This is a genomic window from Blautia hydrogenotrophica DSM 10507, from assembly GCF_034356035.1.
In the GTDB taxonomy this organism is placed as follows: Bacteria; Bacillota; Clostridia; order Lachnospirales; family Lachnospiraceae; genus Blautia_A; species Blautia_A hydrogenotrophica.
This window is the reverse complement of record NZ_CP136423.1, coordinates 359,645-375,458: the sequence shown is the minus strand read 5'-3', so window position 1 is coordinate 375,458 and position 15,814 is coordinate 359,645. Positions and strand designations below refer to the sequence as shown.

12 protein-coding genes are annotated in these 15,814 nt (G+C 45.6%); 3 read left to right on the top strand and 9 right to left on the bottom strand.

Annotated features, from left to right (window positions below; all coding sequences use genetic code 11):
* Window positions 1–62: 62 nt before the first annotated feature.
* Window positions 63–1,256 carry a dicarboxylate/amino acid:cation symporter gene (locus BLHYD_RS01800; protein WP_005947002.1) on the bottom strand — a complete coding sequence of 398 codons (1,194 nt, stop codon included), beginning with the start codon at window positions 1,254–1,256 and terminating at the stop codon, window positions 63–65.
* Between the two features lie 103 nt (window positions 1,257–1,359).
* Window positions 1,360–3,513 carry a Tex family protein gene (locus BLHYD_RS01795; protein ID WP_005947000.1) on the bottom strand — a complete coding sequence of 718 codons (2,154 nt, stop codon included), beginning with the start codon at window positions 3,511–3,513 and terminating at the stop codon, window positions 1,360–1,362.
* A 183-nt stretch (window positions 3,514–3,696) separates the two neighbouring features.
* Here BLHYD_RS01795 and BLHYD_RS01790 point away from each other — a divergent pair, with 183 nt between their 5' ends.
* The gene (locus BLHYD_RS01790) at window positions 3,697–4,497 is read left to right on the top strand and encodes a DUF975 family protein (RefSeq protein ID WP_005946998.1); all 801 of its coding nucleotides are present in this window, start codon (window positions 3,697–3,699) and stop codon (window positions 4,495–4,497) included.
* Window positions 4,498–4,796: 299 nt separating this feature from the next.
* Here BLHYD_RS01790 and BLHYD_RS01785 read toward each other — a convergent pair whose 3' ends face one another.
* From BLHYD_RS01785 to BLHYD_RS01765, 5 genes are all read right to left on the bottom strand, one after another.
* Window positions 4,797–5,996, bottom strand: a complete 1,200-nt coding sequence (locus BLHYD_RS01785) for a cofactor-independent phosphoglycerate mutase (protein ID WP_005946996.1) — start codon at window positions 5,994–5,996, stop codon at window positions 4,797–4,799.
* Window positions 5,997–6,010: 14 nt separating this feature from the next.
* Window positions 6,011–7,216 carry a homoserine dehydrogenase gene (locus BLHYD_RS01780; protein ID WP_005946994.1) on the bottom strand — a complete coding sequence of 402 codons (1,206 nt, stop codon included), beginning with the start codon at window positions 7,214–7,216 and terminating at the stop codon, window positions 6,011–6,013.
* 206 nt (window positions 7,217–7,422) lie between these two features.
* Complete coding sequence (locus BLHYD_RS01775; protein ID WP_005946992.1) at window positions 7,423–7,875, bottom strand: ACT domain-containing protein; 453 nt, start codon at window positions 7,873–7,875, stop codon at window positions 7,423–7,425.
* A 66-nt stretch (window positions 7,876–7,941) separates the two neighbouring features.
* Window positions 7,942–9,067 (bottom strand): peptide chain release factor 2 gene (prfB, locus tag BLHYD_RS01770; protein ID WP_148391203.1). Its coding sequence is split into 2 segments (ribosomal slippage): window positions 7,942–8,991 and window positions 8,993–9,067, totalling 1,125 coding nucleotides; the frame shifts between segments, so codons are not numbered across the junction.
* Between the two features lie 150 nt (window positions 9,068–9,217).
* Window positions 9,218–9,739, bottom strand: a complete 522-nt coding sequence (locus BLHYD_RS01765) for a hypothetical protein (protein WP_005946988.1) — start codon at window positions 9,737–9,739, stop codon at window positions 9,218–9,220.
* Window positions 9,740–9,933: 194 nt separating this feature from the next.
* On the opposite strand from BLHYD_RS01765, the gene BLHYD_RS01760 reads away from it, so the two are divergent.
* Complete coding sequence (locus BLHYD_RS01760; protein WP_005946986.1) at window positions 9,934–10,830, top strand: helix-turn-helix domain-containing protein; 897 nt, start codon at window positions 9,934–9,936, stop codon at window positions 10,828–10,830.
* 253 nt (window positions 10,831–11,083) lie between these two features.
* Entirely contained in the window at window positions 11,084–12,151 is a 1,068-nt protein-coding gene (locus BLHYD_RS01755; protein ID WP_005946982.1) for a DnaJ domain-containing protein, read from the top strand.
* A 277-nt stretch (window positions 12,152–12,428) separates the two neighbouring features.
* Here the strand turns inward: BLHYD_RS01755 and secA are convergent, their stop codons facing one another.
* Window positions 12,429–14,996, bottom strand: coding sequence for a preprotein translocase subunit SecA (gene secA / locus BLHYD_RS01750; RefSeq protein WP_021845679.1), 2,568 nt, complete (start codon window positions 14,994–14,996; stop codon window positions 12,429–12,431).
* Window positions 14,997–15,227: 231 nt separating this feature from the next.
* Window positions 15,228–15,755: a ribosome hibernation-promoting factor, HPF/YfiA family gene (gene hpf, locus BLHYD_RS01745; RefSeq protein WP_005946975.1), complete on the bottom strand. Its 528-nt coding sequence runs from the start codon at window positions 15,753–15,755 to the stop codon at window positions 15,228–15,230.
* Window positions 15,756–15,814 lie beyond the last annotated feature (59 nt).

The window sequence follows — 15,814 nt, the reverse complement described above, 5'->3', positions numbered from 1 at the left end:
CAGGGGCTTCTTTCTCTTCCAATTTTCGGGATACTTTCACTATCCTCTATATATCACACTCACTATAGTTCAAGCGTGTTCTCCTGTTTCTCGATATTATGTCTATTGGCATAGCCAGTCAAAATCATCGTCAGAGCTCCGTCCCCAGTCACATTACAGGCAGTTCCAAAACTATCCTGAAGCGCAAAGATTGTAAGCATCAGCGCTGTTCCCGTATCGTTAAAGCCCAGAACTCCTGTGATTAACCCCAGAGAAGCCATGACCGTTCCTCCCGGAACACCCGGTGCTCCCACCGCGAACACTCCCAACAGGAAACAGAACAAGACCATAGTCCCTACAGACGGTATGTCTCCATAGAGAATCTTTGAGACAGTCATAACAAAGAATACCTCTGTCAGCACGGAACCACACAAATGAATATTCGCAAACAGAGGAATCCCAAAGTCCACCATATCTGAGCGAAGAGGCGGTTCCGATTTCTTCGCACATTTTAATGCCACCGCCAGGGTCGCCGCAGACGACATGGTTCCTACTGCCGTTAGATAAGCCGGCCCATAATTTCTCACCACCTCTAGTGGGTTGCTCTTAGAATAGATACCACCCACAGTATACAGAAGCGTCATCCAGATAAAATGTCCCACGATCACAATCAATACCACTTTGATAAATACAGGCAGCTGTTTTGTGATCGTTCCTTCATATGACAGAGCACAAAAGGTAAAACCTATAAACACCGGCAAAATTGGAATGACAATCTTAGTTACCACTTTCAACACAATTTGCTGAAACTCTTCCAGAATTTTTGTGACAGTAACTGCCTTTGTCCAAGTCGCCGCAAGTCCAATCATCACCGAGAAAACCAATGCACTCATCACCGGCATGATCTCTGGAATATCCAGCTGAAATACCACCTCCGGCAGTTCCTTCAGTCCTTCCACTGCCGAAGAGATAGACAGATGCGGAATCAGACCATACCCCGCCGCCATAGACCCCAGCGCAGCCAGCACAGAAGATGTATATGCACAGATCAGCGCAACCCCTAACATTCTAGACGCGTGATTTCCCAATTTTGTGATAGAAGGCGCAATAAATCCGATAATAATCAGAGGCACGCAGAAATTAATCAGCTCGCTCAAAATATATTTGACCGTAACCACCACATTCATAACGCTGACATTTGCCACCTGCCCTACCAAAATCCCAAGCACAACACCTAGTAACAGCTTAAACGGTAGACTGCTAAATATTTTCTTCATCGCTTCTTCTCCCCTTTACACGCTTTTTATTAGTATATCTCAAACTGGAGAATTTAGCTACTTTTTTCTACACCCGTCTTCCCTACAGGAGACATTTCATCTATCAATCTAAAATCATGCTAAGACCGATTCTCTTCTTTTGGAGATCTACAGAAATCACTTTAACCTCCACCACATCTCCAACGCTCACCGCTTCCAACGGATGCTTAATATAACGTTTTGTCATTTTAGAGATATGCACCAGACCATCTTGGTGAACGCCGATGTCCACGAACGCACCAAAATCAATGACATTTCTCACAGTCCCTTTTAGAACCATCCCTTCTTCCAGGTCTTTCATCTCCAAAACGTCCGTGCGCAGAATCGGTCTCGGCATCTCATCACGAGGGTCCCTGGCCGGCTTTTCCAATTCCTTGACGATATCTTCCAGAGTAATCTCTCCGACACCCAGTTCCTGCGCCATTTTTTTCGTATTCTTGATCTGTCTAGAAATCCCCGTCAGTTTTCCGTCCGCGATATCCTCAGAGGCATATCCCAACTTCTCTAAAAGTTTTGTAGCAGCCTCATAGCTTTCCGGATGTACGCTGGTGGCATCCAGCGGATTATCCCCACCGAGAATTCTCGTAAAACCTGCACACTGTTCATAGGCTTTCGGTCCCAACTTTGCCACCTTTAACAGCTCTCTACGGTTCCTAAAGCTGCCGTTCTCCTCACGATAAGCTACAATATTCTTCGCGATAACCTTAGATATACCAGAGATATATTCCAGGAGAGGAGCAGAAGCTGTGTTTAAATCGACACCGACTTTATTCACACAGTCTTCCACTACCCCGTTCAAAGCCTCTCCTAACTTCTTTTGATTCATGTCATGCTGATACTGTCCCACTCCGATGGACTTCGGGTCAATCTTCACCAGTTCTGCCAGCGGGTCCTGTAGACGTCTAGCGATGGAAGCTGCGCTTCTCTGTCCGACATCAAAATTCGGAAACTCTTCCGTCGCCAGCTTACTGGCTGAATACACTGAAGCTCCGGCTTCGTTGGTAATTACATACTGCACCTTTTTCTCTGGAATCTCTTTCAGCATCTCTACAACTACCTGCTCAGATTCTCTCGAAGCCGTGCCGTTACCAATGGAAATCAATGAAATCCCATAAGTTTCAATCCATTCCTTCACTTTATCCTTCGCAGCCCTGATCTTTTTCTCATTGGTAGGTGCCGTGGGGTAGATTACCGTTGTGTCCAACACCTTCCCCGTAGAATCCACCACAGCTAATTTGCAGCCCGTTCGAAAAGCTGGGTCCCAGCCCAACACGACACGTCCCACAATCGGAGGCTGCATCAAAAGCTGTTGCAGGTTCTTTCCAAAAACTCCAATGGACGCCTCTTCTGCCTTCTCGGTCAAATCATTTCTGACTTCCCTCTCAATGGCTGGCGCAATCAGACGTTTATAGGCATCCTCCACAGCAACTTCCAAAACGGGAGTCGTGATAGGATTTTCCTTCAGAATCACTTTTTTCTTCAAATAACGGAGAATCTCTTCCTCCGGAGCACTGATCTTAACTGTCAGAAATTTCTCTTTCTCGCCTCGATTCAGAGCCAGAACGCGATGTCCCGCTATTTTAGAGACCGGTTCCTCGTAATCATAATAAGAATCATAGACAGACTGTGCCTCTGAATCTTTAGCCACAGAGACTACACTACCCTTTTTAACTGTCACATTTCTAATGTGCATTCGGTAATTTGCCTCATCTGAGATAGACTCCGCTATGATGTCCATAGCTCCAGCGATCGCCTCCTGAGGAGTACGGACTTCTTTTTCCTCTGACAGGTATGCTTTTGCCTCTTCTTCCAAAGGAACACTGGTAGCCTGAAGACGTATGAGATTTGCCAGCGGTTCCAACCCTTTTTCCTTTGCGATAATTGCTCGCGTCCTTCTTTTGGGTCTATACGGACGATAGAGATCTTCCACAACTACCAAAGTCTGCGCCGCCAGAATCTGTGCTTTAAGCTCATCCGTCATCTTACCCTGATCTTCAATACTGGAAATCACCTGTTGCTTTTTCTCTTCCAGATTCCGAAGATAACTCAGTCTTTCTCCCAGCTTTCGAAGCTGCTCATCATTCAACGAACCTGTAACCTCTTTTCGATACCGGGAGATAAACGGAATCGTATTTCCCTCATCAATCAGCTGAACTGCCGCTTCCACCTGCCATTTCTCTACGCCTAGTTCTCCGGTAATTACCTGAATAATATCCATAACAATCTCATTCCTCTTCTTTTAATCTCTCGGAAATCTGCCAATTTCTCTTACAGTACAATAGCAACGTCCCGTAGGTTTGTCAACACCTAATTGGACTCCACGCCTTGCCAGGCCTTTCATTACATGCTACAATTACATTGATAATTTCTGGACAACTACAAAGAATGGAGTACATCGTTTATGAAAAAATCTAATAGAGAACTAAAAATGATGGCTAGAAATGCCCTCCGGGGCAACTATACCATCCCCATCATCGCAAATATTTTGATTAGCGCACTCAGTATGGCCTTTGGCTCATTGACAACCGTACTTTTCCCCACGAACACAACTTTGTCATGGATTATGAGTCAGATATTTTCTTTCGCCGTCTCCGTGATACTGTCTCTATTCACTGCCGGATTGATATATATGTATCTAAACATTTCCAGGGGATTGCCCTACAGCTTTTCCGATCTGACACGCATGTTTTCACGGAATCCTGACCGTGTGCTGATCGTGGGATTCGTGCTGGCACTGATTAATCTGCTCACCACAATTCCCTCACTTTTAGTAAATTATATCTATCTAAACGAGGAAGCCCTAAATGGTAGCACAGAAGCTCTTCTACAAGCTCTATATCTTACTTTTGCTGTGATTTTGCTTGGCCTTTTCCTCTACATGATTCTCACAATACCTCTGTCTATGTCCTATTACCTCTTGGCTGACCAGGAACGCCTCTCGGCCAAAGAAGCAATGAGCCTCAGTTTTCAGCTGATGAGAGGAAACTGGTGGAGATACTTAAAGCTTCAGTTAAGCTTTATTCCTCTGTATATTTTATCCGTCTTCACCTGTTATATCGCACTACTGTGGATTATCCCGTACTTGGGAATGGCAGAGACATTTTTCTATCGAGAGCTAATCGACGATTTGCATCTGCAACAAAACAGCACGGACATCCCCCAGATATTCAGGGAAAACAATGATTACAATTCCGAAGCTTAAAACAAACCATTTTTTACGAATATGCATCTAAAAAACAAAGTGGGCAAGCCCACTTCAGCTCCCACATCCTCTCAATCTTTGAGGGGGCGCGTCCCATTTTGCGCGCCGCCGCAACACCGCCTCGCGGTGAAATTCCTTATTGCGGCGTGCGCATCCTTAACGGAGCGTTTTTATAATAAGAAAAAGCTTTCACGCATTAGCGTGACAAGGTCTTTCCTATTACATAAAAAAGAATCTCAATGAATGAGATTCTTTTTTACTTTTGCCATTTCTTCATTGTTCGCCACGAAAACACACTTTCATGACAGCAGATAACTCATCATATCCCAGCCATGTCCCTTTTGAATTCCTCCTGCCTGGGCCTCTCTTTCATTGTAATTCCAAGTCTCTTTTCTCTTCCTGCTGCTGTCATAGAGCATATATGGAACCGGGTCTGACACATGCGTGCGCAGACGGATAGGCGTCGGGTGATCGGGCATCACCAGCATCCGATAATCTTCACCGCTGGCATCCAAGCCCTCCTTCACAATCTTGATGACTCTCTGGTCCAGATTCTCAATGGCCTGAATCTTTCTCTCCACGCTTCCCTGGTGCCCCATCTCATCCGGCGCCTCCACATGGATATAGGCAAAATCGTAGTCTTCCTTCGTCAGAGCATCTACTGCCGCCTGGGCCTTACCCTCATAATTCGTGTGAAGGCCACCATTAGCTCCCTCCACGATTTTCCGGTCCATCTTTGCTCCCACGGCAATCCCCTTCAACAGATCGACCGCCGAAATCATAACTCCTTTTTTGTGGTAGATATCTTCAAAGGCATCCAGCGCCGGCCTCGTGCCCGCGCCCCAGAACCAGAAGCTGTTCGCCGGGTTCAATCCCTTTGCTTTGCGTTCTAGGTTCAGTGGATGGTTTTTCAAGATTTCATAGCTTCTCTCCTGCATTCTGCGCAGAATCGGGTCTTCAGGCAGATGCTGGCCAATCACCTGTGTCAATACATCGTGCGGAGGCACCAATTCCAGAACCTGGCCATTCTCCCATACCATACAGTGACGGTAACTGGTTCCCACATAAAACTTATAGGTATCATTTTCCAGCTCTTTGCAAACGGCATCCATCAGAATTTTCGCGTCCTCCGTACTGATCTCTCCTGAACTGTGATCTACAATCTTCTGCTGCTCATAAGGGCAATCTTCTTCCGTCAGCGTCACAATATTACACCGGTAGACTACATCTGTATCCTTCATATCCACACCGATACTTAATGCCTCCAGCGGAGAACGCCCCGTGTAATACTTCCTCGGGTTATAGCCTAACACCGACAAGTTCGCCGTATCACTTCCAGGACTCATGCCCTCTGGGATAGTACGTACCATCCCAATCTCAGACATTTTTGCCAGCTCATCCATCACCGGAGTTTTCGCTGCCTCTAGAGGCGTCTTTCCTCCTAGTTCCTCAATAGGCTCATCCGCCATGCCATCTCCCAATACTACCACATATTTCATAGCCTTCTATCTCCTCAATCTTTTACACGGATTGTCTGAGCAACCTTGCCCAGTTCCTCCACCTTCTTCTGAAACTCTCCGTAAGTCATTTTCCAAGTAATAAATCCAATCTCACCGTCAACGATACCTTCTACCACCTGCTCCACATTTCCAAAAACAGCCTCGACATCTTTTTCTGTTCCCTGATGCCGCACAAAATAGCGTTCTTCAACATTATCTACACTCATCAGGTCCATTTTTTCTTCACTCAGGCCATACATCACATTTTTATTCAGGTTTTTGGCCTCCTCAATGATATCCGCCACAACAGCACTGGCTGTCGGCAATTTTCCTGCCCCGCTTCCATAGAACATCGCGTCTCCCAGCATATTACCATGCACAAAAATGCCATTGAAAACATCGTTCACACTGTAAAGCTGACTGGATGGACCCACCAGGTACGGGGCCACCTGTGCATACACCTGATCTCCTACTTTACGGCTGGTTCCCAACAACTTCACTGTCATCCCCAACTCTTTCGCATACTTCATATCCATCGCAGTGATCTTCGTAATTCCTTCCGTGGGAATCTCCTGAAAATCCACGAACTTTCCATAGGCCAAAGACGATAAAATCGCGATCTTACGGCATACGTCATGGCCTTCGATATCCGCCGTCGGGTCTGCTTCCGCATAGCCCTTTTCCTGAGCCTCTTTCAGTACCTCATCGAAATCACACCCCTCAGTACTCATCTTATAGAGCATGTAGTTTGTCGTTCCGTTCAAGATACCCGTAATTTCATCAATCACCTCTGCTGTCAGTGCATTGTTCAACGGCCGGATAATCGGAATTCCGCCTCCACAGCTAGCCTCAAATAAGAAGTTAATGTTCTTCTCTCTGGCAATCTTAGACAGCTCAACACCGCACTGAGCAACCATCGCTTTGTTAGAGGTGGCCACCGATTTACCCGCCTCTAACGCACGCTTCGCAAAAGTGTGCGCAGGCTCAACACCGCCCATCACCTCCACTACAATATCCACGTCTGGGTCGCTGATAATCTTTTCATAATCATGTACCAATACTTCCTCTACCGGATCCCCTGGAAAATCTCTTAAATCCAGTACATATTTGACATGAATCTCATCTCCGGTTTTTTCCTTGATGCTGTCACGGTTTGTCTTTAACACCTCATAAACTCCGCTTCCCACTGTACCGTAACCTAAAATTGCAACTTGAATCATAATTTCCTCCGTTCCGTACGTACTCTATGCGCACGCCTTTCATTCGTAATATAGAGCGGATAGGAGAAGGAAAACTTCTCCTATCCCTTGTGATACTTCGGGCATCCCAGCAGGTCTTCGCTCCGCTATGGTCCGTGCTAGACGCGTGCCGGGCTTATCGCGCAGACAACGAGTGAAAGGATTTTAAAAAACCCTCTCACCCGCTGTCACTCTCTGCCTAAAATTTTTAAATAATGAATGCCCTCACAGCGTTCTATGGCTTCCACCATCGCCTGCGCATCACCTTCATTCGGTAATATGGCCACACTCAAAGTCAGAGTAGCAACCCCACTGATTGGAATACTCTGATGAATTGTCAGAATATTTCCGTGATACTGGGCAATCATTTGCAGCACACTGGACAACAATCCCGGCTCATCATCCATGGAGATGATAAAGGTAAGAGTCTTTCCTCTAGTCTCCTCGTGGAAAGGAAAGATATCATCCTTATACTTATAAAAAGAACTGCGACTGATTCCCACCTGCTCCGTGGCATCCTGAACCGTCTCTACCTTTCCCATGTCTAAGAGCTTCTTGGCCTCAACCACCTTAATCAAAACTTCCGGCACTGCTCTCTCTTTGACTACATAGTATTTTTTCTTCTCTGATTCTTTTCCCATATTATCTTCCTTTGTTTGTCTGTTAAAAACAAATGTTTACACTAGGAAGATAGTAGCATAGAATTTCTATTTCTGCAAGTCTTTTTTCGACAATGCTATCCATTTCAAATAGGCATTGATAAATAGGTCAATGTTCCCGTCCATCACAGAATCCACATTCCCGGTCTCCTCGCTGGTTCTATGATCCTTTACCATGGTGTACGGCTGCATAACATAAGAACGAATCTGATTTCCCCAGCCGATCTCCGTCACCTCGCCTCGAATTCCAGAGAGCTTTTCTTCATTCTCCTGCTGCTTCAGCAGGTACAGCTTTGCTTTCAGCATCTGCATAGCTTTGTCTTTGTTCATGTGCTGAGAACGTTCATTCTGACACTGCACCACAATGCCAGTTGGCAGGTGCGTGATTCGAATTGCCGAGGATGTTTTATTGATGTGCTGCCCACCGGCACCACTGGACCGATAGGTATCCACACGAATATCGTCATCCCGTATCTCCACATCCACATCTTCCTCGATATCCGGCATCACATCGCAAGACACAAAGGAAGTCTGCCTCTTGCCCGCCGCATTAAACGGAGAAATACGCACCAGACGATGAACTCCTTTTTCAGATTTTAAATACCCATAGGCATTCTCTCCCCGTACTTCAAAGGTCACCGACTTGATTCCCGCCTCGTCTCCGTCTAGATAGTCCAGAACTTCCAAAGAAAATCCCTTCTTATCTGCCCAACGGGTATACATCCGGTAGAGCATACTCGCCCAGTCGCAGGACTCAGTTCCTCCTGCTCCGGCGTGAAGCGTCACAATGGCATCGTTACTGTCATACTCACCAGACAGCAAAGTCTTCACACGAATGTCATCGAAACTCTTCTGAAACTCGTCCAACATCTCCTGAATCTCTGGGATCAAATCTGGGTCGTTTTCCTCGTATCCCATTTCAATCAGCGTCTCCATGTCCTCCATCTGTGTCCTCAGATTCTCATACGTCTGGAGATCATCCTTCATGTACTTTAATTCTTTCATCTTTTTCTGAGACTCCTCTGCATCATCCCAGAAATCAGGAGCTTCCATCTCCCTTTCTAATTCTTCGATTCGCTTTTCCTTGTTAGCCAAGTCAAAGTGAATCCCTCACTTCCACTAATGGTCCTGCATATGTGCTCAAAATAGATTTGAACTGATCTAACTCAACCACAGCTTCACCTTCTTTCTTAAATTTTAGGCTTATCAAGCCTCATTTTCTATTATACGTCTTTCCCTAAAGAGGGTCAACTAAAAGAAAGACCTGAAGATTCACTCTTAGCAAATCTTCAGATCTTCTCATATCCTCGTGGATAACTTTTCTCTATGATACAAAAAAGCTCTCATCCAGATAAATGTCTTCCACAAACTGAATCTCTCTATTTCTCTTCCCGCAGGCCCTCCAGTCCGTCTGAAATTCCATATCTTCTAGACTCACATCCAAAAGTCCTACCTGCACACCATCCTGGGGTTCTCCAGCAAAATAACACGCATCCACCAGATAATTAGCAAACGCGCCAATTTTCCCCTCCCCTGCCTCTTTTGAGGCGCACTCTGGCTGAAAGATTTTCATCCGCGCTTTTCCATTTTCCAAAATTGGCCCGTACAGCACACTATCGCCACCAATTCCCAGACTGCGGCGGCAAATCAACTCTACCTTCTTACCCGCCAGCAATTCCTGATTCTGATTGGGGTCCAAAATCAGACAGTCCGTCCCCTGTCCCTGATAACGGCTCATTTTAATGCGATGATCACACATTCTCTCATCTTCTTTCCACACAATCTTCCGCCTGCTGGCGGCTCCTTCATTGACAAAGACCAGTTCTCGGTCTACTCTACCTATCATTTACAAGTTACATTTTTTCACAGTTAAAAAAGATATTTATTTAATTAACAATAGTATACAACATTTTTCTCATAAGTATATGGGATTTTATGCTTGATATATTGCAAAAAATGCTGTAATCTCAAAATATAATATTTTAATAGAACTCGAACACCCGCCGTTTTTCACAGCTATCAAAGACAAGGAGAACCTTCATGGACGACAAAAACCTCGAGAAAAAGGCTGGCTATCTGCTTCAAGATTTTCGCCTGTTTCATATTCAGGATCAGCTTTCCAAAGAATTTGAGTTTCACTATCACGATTTTCACAAAATCATTTTCTTTTTATCCGGGAATGTCACCTATCAGATCGAAGGAAAATCTTACTATCTGAAGCCCCAGGATCTTCTCCTGGTGAACCAGTATGCCCTGCATAAGGCCGAAGTGGCCCCCACGGTGCCCTATGACAGAATCATTCTCTGGATACGCCCTGATCTTCCCCATCTTATACAAGGAGACGACCTCTATTCTTGTTTCCGCAAGGCCTCTGACCGCAGCTTTAACCTCATACGACTGCACGAAGAGCTACAGCGCCAACTTCAGGATTTATTTCTACATTTAGAGAAAGTTTCCAAATCCCAGGAATTCGGTGCCTCCCAGCTTAACCAAGCCCTGTTTGTCCAGCTCATGGTCTACCTGAACCGAATTTTTCTAGAGAAAAAGTATATACAAGACCAGGAATCTTATTCCTGCGACAAACAAATTCAAGATCTGCTGCGCTACATCAATCACAACCTGTCTGATGATCTCAGTATTGAAATACTCTCTCAGAAATATTATTTGAGCAAATACCACTTGATGCGCAAGTTCAAGGCCCAGACCGGTTACACCTTACACAGCTACATTCTCCAAAAACGCCTGCTGCTGGCGCGCACTTTGATTCAGCAAGGCATATCTATAACCACTGCCTGTACCCAGAGCGGTTTCGGTGACTACACCACTTTTTCACGGGCTTATAAAAAACAGTTTCATGTGACACCCAGCAGCCACAGTCCTCTCGGCGTAACCAAAGTACGCAAGCCCACTTCAACTCCTCCTTCTCCTCAATTTTGAGAAGCGCAGTCCCACTTTGCGCGCTTCCGCAACACTGCTTTGCGATGCACTACTTTATGGCGGTATGTGCATCCTTAGCGGAACGTTTATGTAATAGGAAAGAGCTTTCACGCATTATCTTGACAAGGTCTTTCCTATTACATAACAGATAAAATTTCATTTTCCTCTTGTCACACAAACTAATATCCGCTACAATGGAATTAAATCTTGACAAAAATACTGCATTTTATTTTGTTCCAAGAGGAGGTCATTTATGAGAACCTATTATGAGATACTCGGCGTCTCACCAGATGCCAGCCAGAAAGAAATCAAAGCCGCCTACCGCAAGCTCGCAAAAAAGTATCATCCGGACACCTCTCCTCAATCGGAGGAAATCACAAAAAAATTTCAAGAAATCTCAGAAGCCTATTCTGTCCTGTCAGATAAAGAAAAAAGACGCCAGTATAACTATATGGGTCACTCTGCCTACAAAAATAGTTACCACAGCACTCACACTTCCGCTGCTTCTCATGCTAAGGACGGCCATTGTGGTGCCTGCTCAGAAGGACGCCAGGAGGAGGACGAAGGACCGCCTGAGAAGAGTATACGCATCGCAGTCTGGCTAGATTTGGAGGAAACACTTCACCCTGTGCGAAAAACCGCTATCTATACTGAGAGAATCCCCTGTCCTCACTGCCAGGGTGAACAGGCTAATATCCCGTCCACAGAATGTCCCGACTGCCATGGTACTGGACGCAAAGTCCAGTATCAAACCCAGTGGGGCCACACCACCTCCACCAAGACTTTCTGCAGCCGCTGCAAAGGCACCGGAAAAGTGCCTGCTCAGCGCTGTCCTCAGTGCAACGGCTTAGGGTATGTGGAAAAAACCTGGACGTTTCATGTCCGTCTGCCAGGCGGTACCTATGAGCGTGAATTCTTCTTTCTGGAAGATGTTCTTGAAAACGAGACCGATTTTATTAATATCCACCGAGAAAAAGACCCGTCCCGCCTGTATGTGGTCATCATTCTTCTGAAAGAGAAGGAAGGATACCACCGGCAGGGCTTTCATTTATACACAGACCTGGATATTGACTTTCCGACACTGGTACTGGGAGGAACCATCCCTATTCCCACAATCGAAGGAACATTGCTCTACGACCTTCCTCCCGGAATGCAGAACCAAAAACTACGCCTGATAAACCGCGGACTAATTCGTCCCAACAAAATGGGCGGCCGAGGTGACCAGTATGTACGCCTGCACATTCAGATTCCACAAAATCTGTCAGATCTACAGAAATCTACCCTGGAGGCTTTTCGCAATGCAATGAATGTACACTCCTGAGTAAAGTAACTCGCCCACTTCAGCGTAACAAGGTCTATAACAAAGCGGGTAAGCCCACTTCAACTCCTTCTTCCCCTCAATCTTTGAGGGGCCCCTCCCACTTCGCTCGCCGCCGCAACACCGCAAAGCGGTGAAATTCCTCATTGCGGCGTGCGCATCCATAGCGGAGCGTTTGTGTAATAGGAAATACATTCACACATTAGCGTGACAATGTCTTTTCTATTACATAAAAGAGCCCCCAAAAACAGCAAAACACCTGTTTTTGGGGGCCTATTCATTATTTATTTCTGCCGCAGCACTGTTTATACTTCTTACCGCTTCCACACGGACACGGATCGTTAGGATAGACCTTCTCACTGGTACGCTGCACCGGTTTCTTTGGGCCGCTGTTATCCTTATTGGTCCCTGTCACCTGAGCCACCTGTTCTCTCTCGATCTTCTGTTCCACATGAACATGATACAACAGACGAACCGTATCCTCCTGAATACTATTCGTCATGGAATTGAACATCTCATAAGCGCTCATCTTGTACTCCACAACCGGGTCTCTCTGTCCATATGCCTGTAGGCCAATTCCCTGACGAAGCTGTTCCATATCATCAATATGGGACATCCATTTATTATCAATCACTTTCAGCAGAATGACTCGCTCTAGCTCTCTGAGCTGCTCAGCTTCCGGGAACTCCGCTTCTTTCAGCTCGTAGAGCTTCACAGCTTCCTCTTTCAGTTGATGCTTCAGCTCATTCTTTTTCATCCCTTTAACTCGCTCTTGCGTCAGAGGCTTCAGAGGAATAATCGGTGTAATCACAGAGTTCAGCTCTTCCAAATCCCACTCTTCAGAATCCACATCCTCTGAAAAGCACATATCTACCGTATTGTCCACAATATCCGTAATCATATGGTAGATCGCATCGCGCATATTGTCTCCATCCAGCACACGGCGTCTCTCTTTGTAGATGATCTCTCTCTGCTCGTTGTTCACCTGATCGTAGTCTAGCAGGTTTTTACGGATACCAAAATTGTTGCCCTCAATCTTCTTCTGGGCCTTCTCAATGGCATCAGACAACATCTTGTGCTCAATCTGCTCATTCTCTTCCACTCCCAAGGATGTAAAAACCTTCATCAGACGCTCAGAACCGAACAGACGCATCAAATCATCTTCCAGAGAAATATAGAATCTAGACTCTCCTGGGTCACCCTGACGTCCAGAACGTCCGCGAAGCTGATTGTCAATACGTCTAGACTCATGGCGCTCTGTACCGATGATCTTCAGACCACCGGCCTCCCTAGCCACATCGTCCAGTTTAATATCGGTACCACGTCCTGCCATGTTCGTGGCGATCGTCACCGCATTTGCTTGTCCAGCCTGAGCCACAATCTCAGCCTCCAGCTCGTGGAATTTCGCATTCAACACATTGTGGGCAATTCCCTCTCTTTTCAGCATCTTGCTCAGGAGCTCAGAAGTCTCAATCGTGATGGTTCCCACCAGAACCGGCTGCTGCTTCTCATGGGCTTTTTTAATTTCTTCGATAACAGCACGGTATTTTTCTTTTTTGGTCATATAGACCGCATCATCTAAGTCTTTACGCTGTACTGGAACATTCGTCGGAATCTCTACCACGTCCATTCCATAGATATCGCGGAACTCCTTTTCTTCTGTCAGGGCAGTACCTGTCATACCAGATCTCTTTTTATACTTATTAAAGAAGTTCTGGAAAGTGATCGTAGCCAGTGTACGGCTTTCCCTCTTTACCTTCACATGCTCCTTCGCCTCAATCGCCTGGTGCAGACCGTCGGAATAACGGCGTCCTGGCATAATACGGCCTGTGAATTCATCAACGATTAGAATCTCGTCGTCCTTTACCACGTAATCCTGATCTTTGAACATCAGGTTATGGGCGCGCAGGGCAAGAATAATATTATGCTGAATCTCCAAGTTCTCAGGATCTGCCAGATTCTCAATGTGAAAGAATTTCTCTACTTTTTTCACACCTTCCTCTGTCAGATTCACAATCTTATCCTTTTCATTGACGATATAATCTCCGGTCTCCTCAATTTCCTCGCCCATGATAGCCGCCATCTTTGTCATCTCGCCACTGGCTTCCCCGCGCTCTAGCTGTCTTGCCAGTATGTCACACACCTCGTAGAGTTTCGTGGACTTTCCGCTCTGACCTGAAATAATCAGAGGAGTTCTCGCCTCATCAATCAACACAGAGTCCACCTCGTCGATGATCGCATAGTGCAAAGAACGCTGTACAAGCTGCTCTTTATAGATGACCATGTTATCTCTCAGGTAGTCAAATCCCAGCTCGTTGTTCGTCACATAGGTAATGTCACAGGCATAGGCTTCTCTTCTCTCGTCACTCTTCATGCTGTTCAACACACAGCCAACTTTCAATCCGAGAAATTCATGAACCTTTCCCATCCATTCCGCATCACGGTGTGCCAGATAATCGTTGACAGTGACAATGTGAACGCCTTCTCCTTCCAACGCATTTAAATAGGCTGGAAGAGTGGACACCAAGGTCTTTCCCTCACCGGTCTTCATCTCAGCGATTCGTCCCTGATGAAGAATAATTCCACCGATGAGCTGCACCCGGTAGTGTTCCATATTCAAAACTCTCTTGGCAGCTTCTCGGACGGTAGCATATGCCTCAGGTAAAATATCGTCCAGAGTCTCCCCTTCCGCCAAACGATTTTTGAACTCTCTAGTCTTTCCTTTCAGTTCTTCATCGCTTAGTTTCTGCATTTCCGGCCGCAGAGCTTCAATTTTATCCACGAGTCCGGAGATTCTCTTGACCTCTCTCTCGCTCCTTGTTCCAAAAACTTTCGAAAGTACACTCATATATTGAACTCCTAAACTATCTGAATTTACAAAACTATCTATATTCTATCACTTTCCCTTTATGAAAACAATAAATAAATATTGAACAATCTGTAACAACAAACGCCACCCAAGCAACCTCTTCATCACAGAACGCCTATCTTCTCATAGCACAAAAATACCGCACAGCCCGCGTCTTGACACTTCCGTGCACTCCCGCTGACTGTGCGGCTCTCCTTACTTATCCGATCTTTAATACTCTGGCTCAATCAGACCATACGTATTTCCTTTTCTCTTATAGACCACATTCACCTGGTCAGTCTCCGCATTACAGAATACGAAGAAATTATGTCCCAAGAGCTCCATCTGCACACAGGCATCTTCCGGATACATGGGCTTAATATCAAATTTCTTAGTACGCTGAATCTTCACTTCGTCTTCTTCCTCGTACTCTTTTTCTATAAATGCTTTCTGGAAATGATCTCCAGCTTTCTCCTTATCTACAATTTTCGTCTTGTATTTTCGCAATTGTCTCTCGATCACCTCTTCCACCAGATCGATGGAGACATACATATCATTGCTGACCTGCTCAGAGCGAATGATGTTTCCCTTGACAGGAATAGTAACCTCAATTTTTTGTCTGCTTTTCTCGACACTCAATGTCACAATAATCTCGGTGTCCGGGGTAAAGTAACGCTCCAGTTTACCCAGCTTGTCTTCCACTGCTGTTCTCAACCCATCGGTAACTGTCAGGTTCTTTCCGCTGATAATAAAATTCATATGCCCAGCCCCTTTACTGTTTATTCACCTGAAATCCTGTTATTCCAACAAAATGTGTT

Coding starts and splice junctions, on each gene's coding strand:
- BLHYD_RS01800 (WP_005947002.1), bottom strand. CDS start 1,256: ATGAAGAAAATATTTAGCAGTCTACCGTTTAAGCTGTTACTAGGTGTT.
- BLHYD_RS01795 (WP_005947000.1), bottom strand. CDS start 3,513: ATGGATATTATTCAGGTAATTACCGGAGAACTAGGCGTAGAGAAATGG.
- BLHYD_RS01790 (WP_005946998.1), top strand. CDS start 3,697: ATGAAAAAATCTAATAGAGAACTAAAAATGATGGCTAGAAATGCCCTC.
- BLHYD_RS01785 (WP_005946996.1), bottom strand. CDS start 5,996: ATGAAATATGTGGTAGTATTGGGAGATGGCATGGCGGATGAGCCTATT.
- BLHYD_RS01780 (WP_005946994.1), bottom strand. CDS start 7,216: ATGATTCAAGTTGCAATTTTAGGTTACGGTACAGTGGGAAGCGGAGTT.
- BLHYD_RS01775 (WP_005946992.1), bottom strand. CDS start 7,875: ATGGGAAAAGAATCAGAGAAGAAAAAATACTATGTAGTCAAAGAGAGA.
- BLHYD_RS01765 (WP_005946988.1), bottom strand. CDS start 9,739: ATGATAGGTAGAGTAGACCGAGAACTGGTCTTTGTCAATGAAGGAGCC.
- BLHYD_RS01760 (WP_005946986.1), top strand. CDS start 9,934: ATGGACGACAAAAACCTCGAGAAAAAGGCTGGCTATCTGCTTCAAGAT.
- BLHYD_RS01755 (WP_005946982.1), top strand. CDS start 11,084: ATGAGAACCTATTATGAGATACTCGGCGTCTCACCAGATGCCAGCCAG.
- secA (WP_021845679.1), bottom strand. CDS start 14,996: ATGAGTGTACTTTCGAAAGTTTTTGGAACAAGGAGCGAGAGAGAGGTC.
- hpf (WP_005946975.1), bottom strand. CDS start 15,755: ATGAATTTTATTATCAGCGGAAAGAACCTGACAGTTACCGATGGGTTG.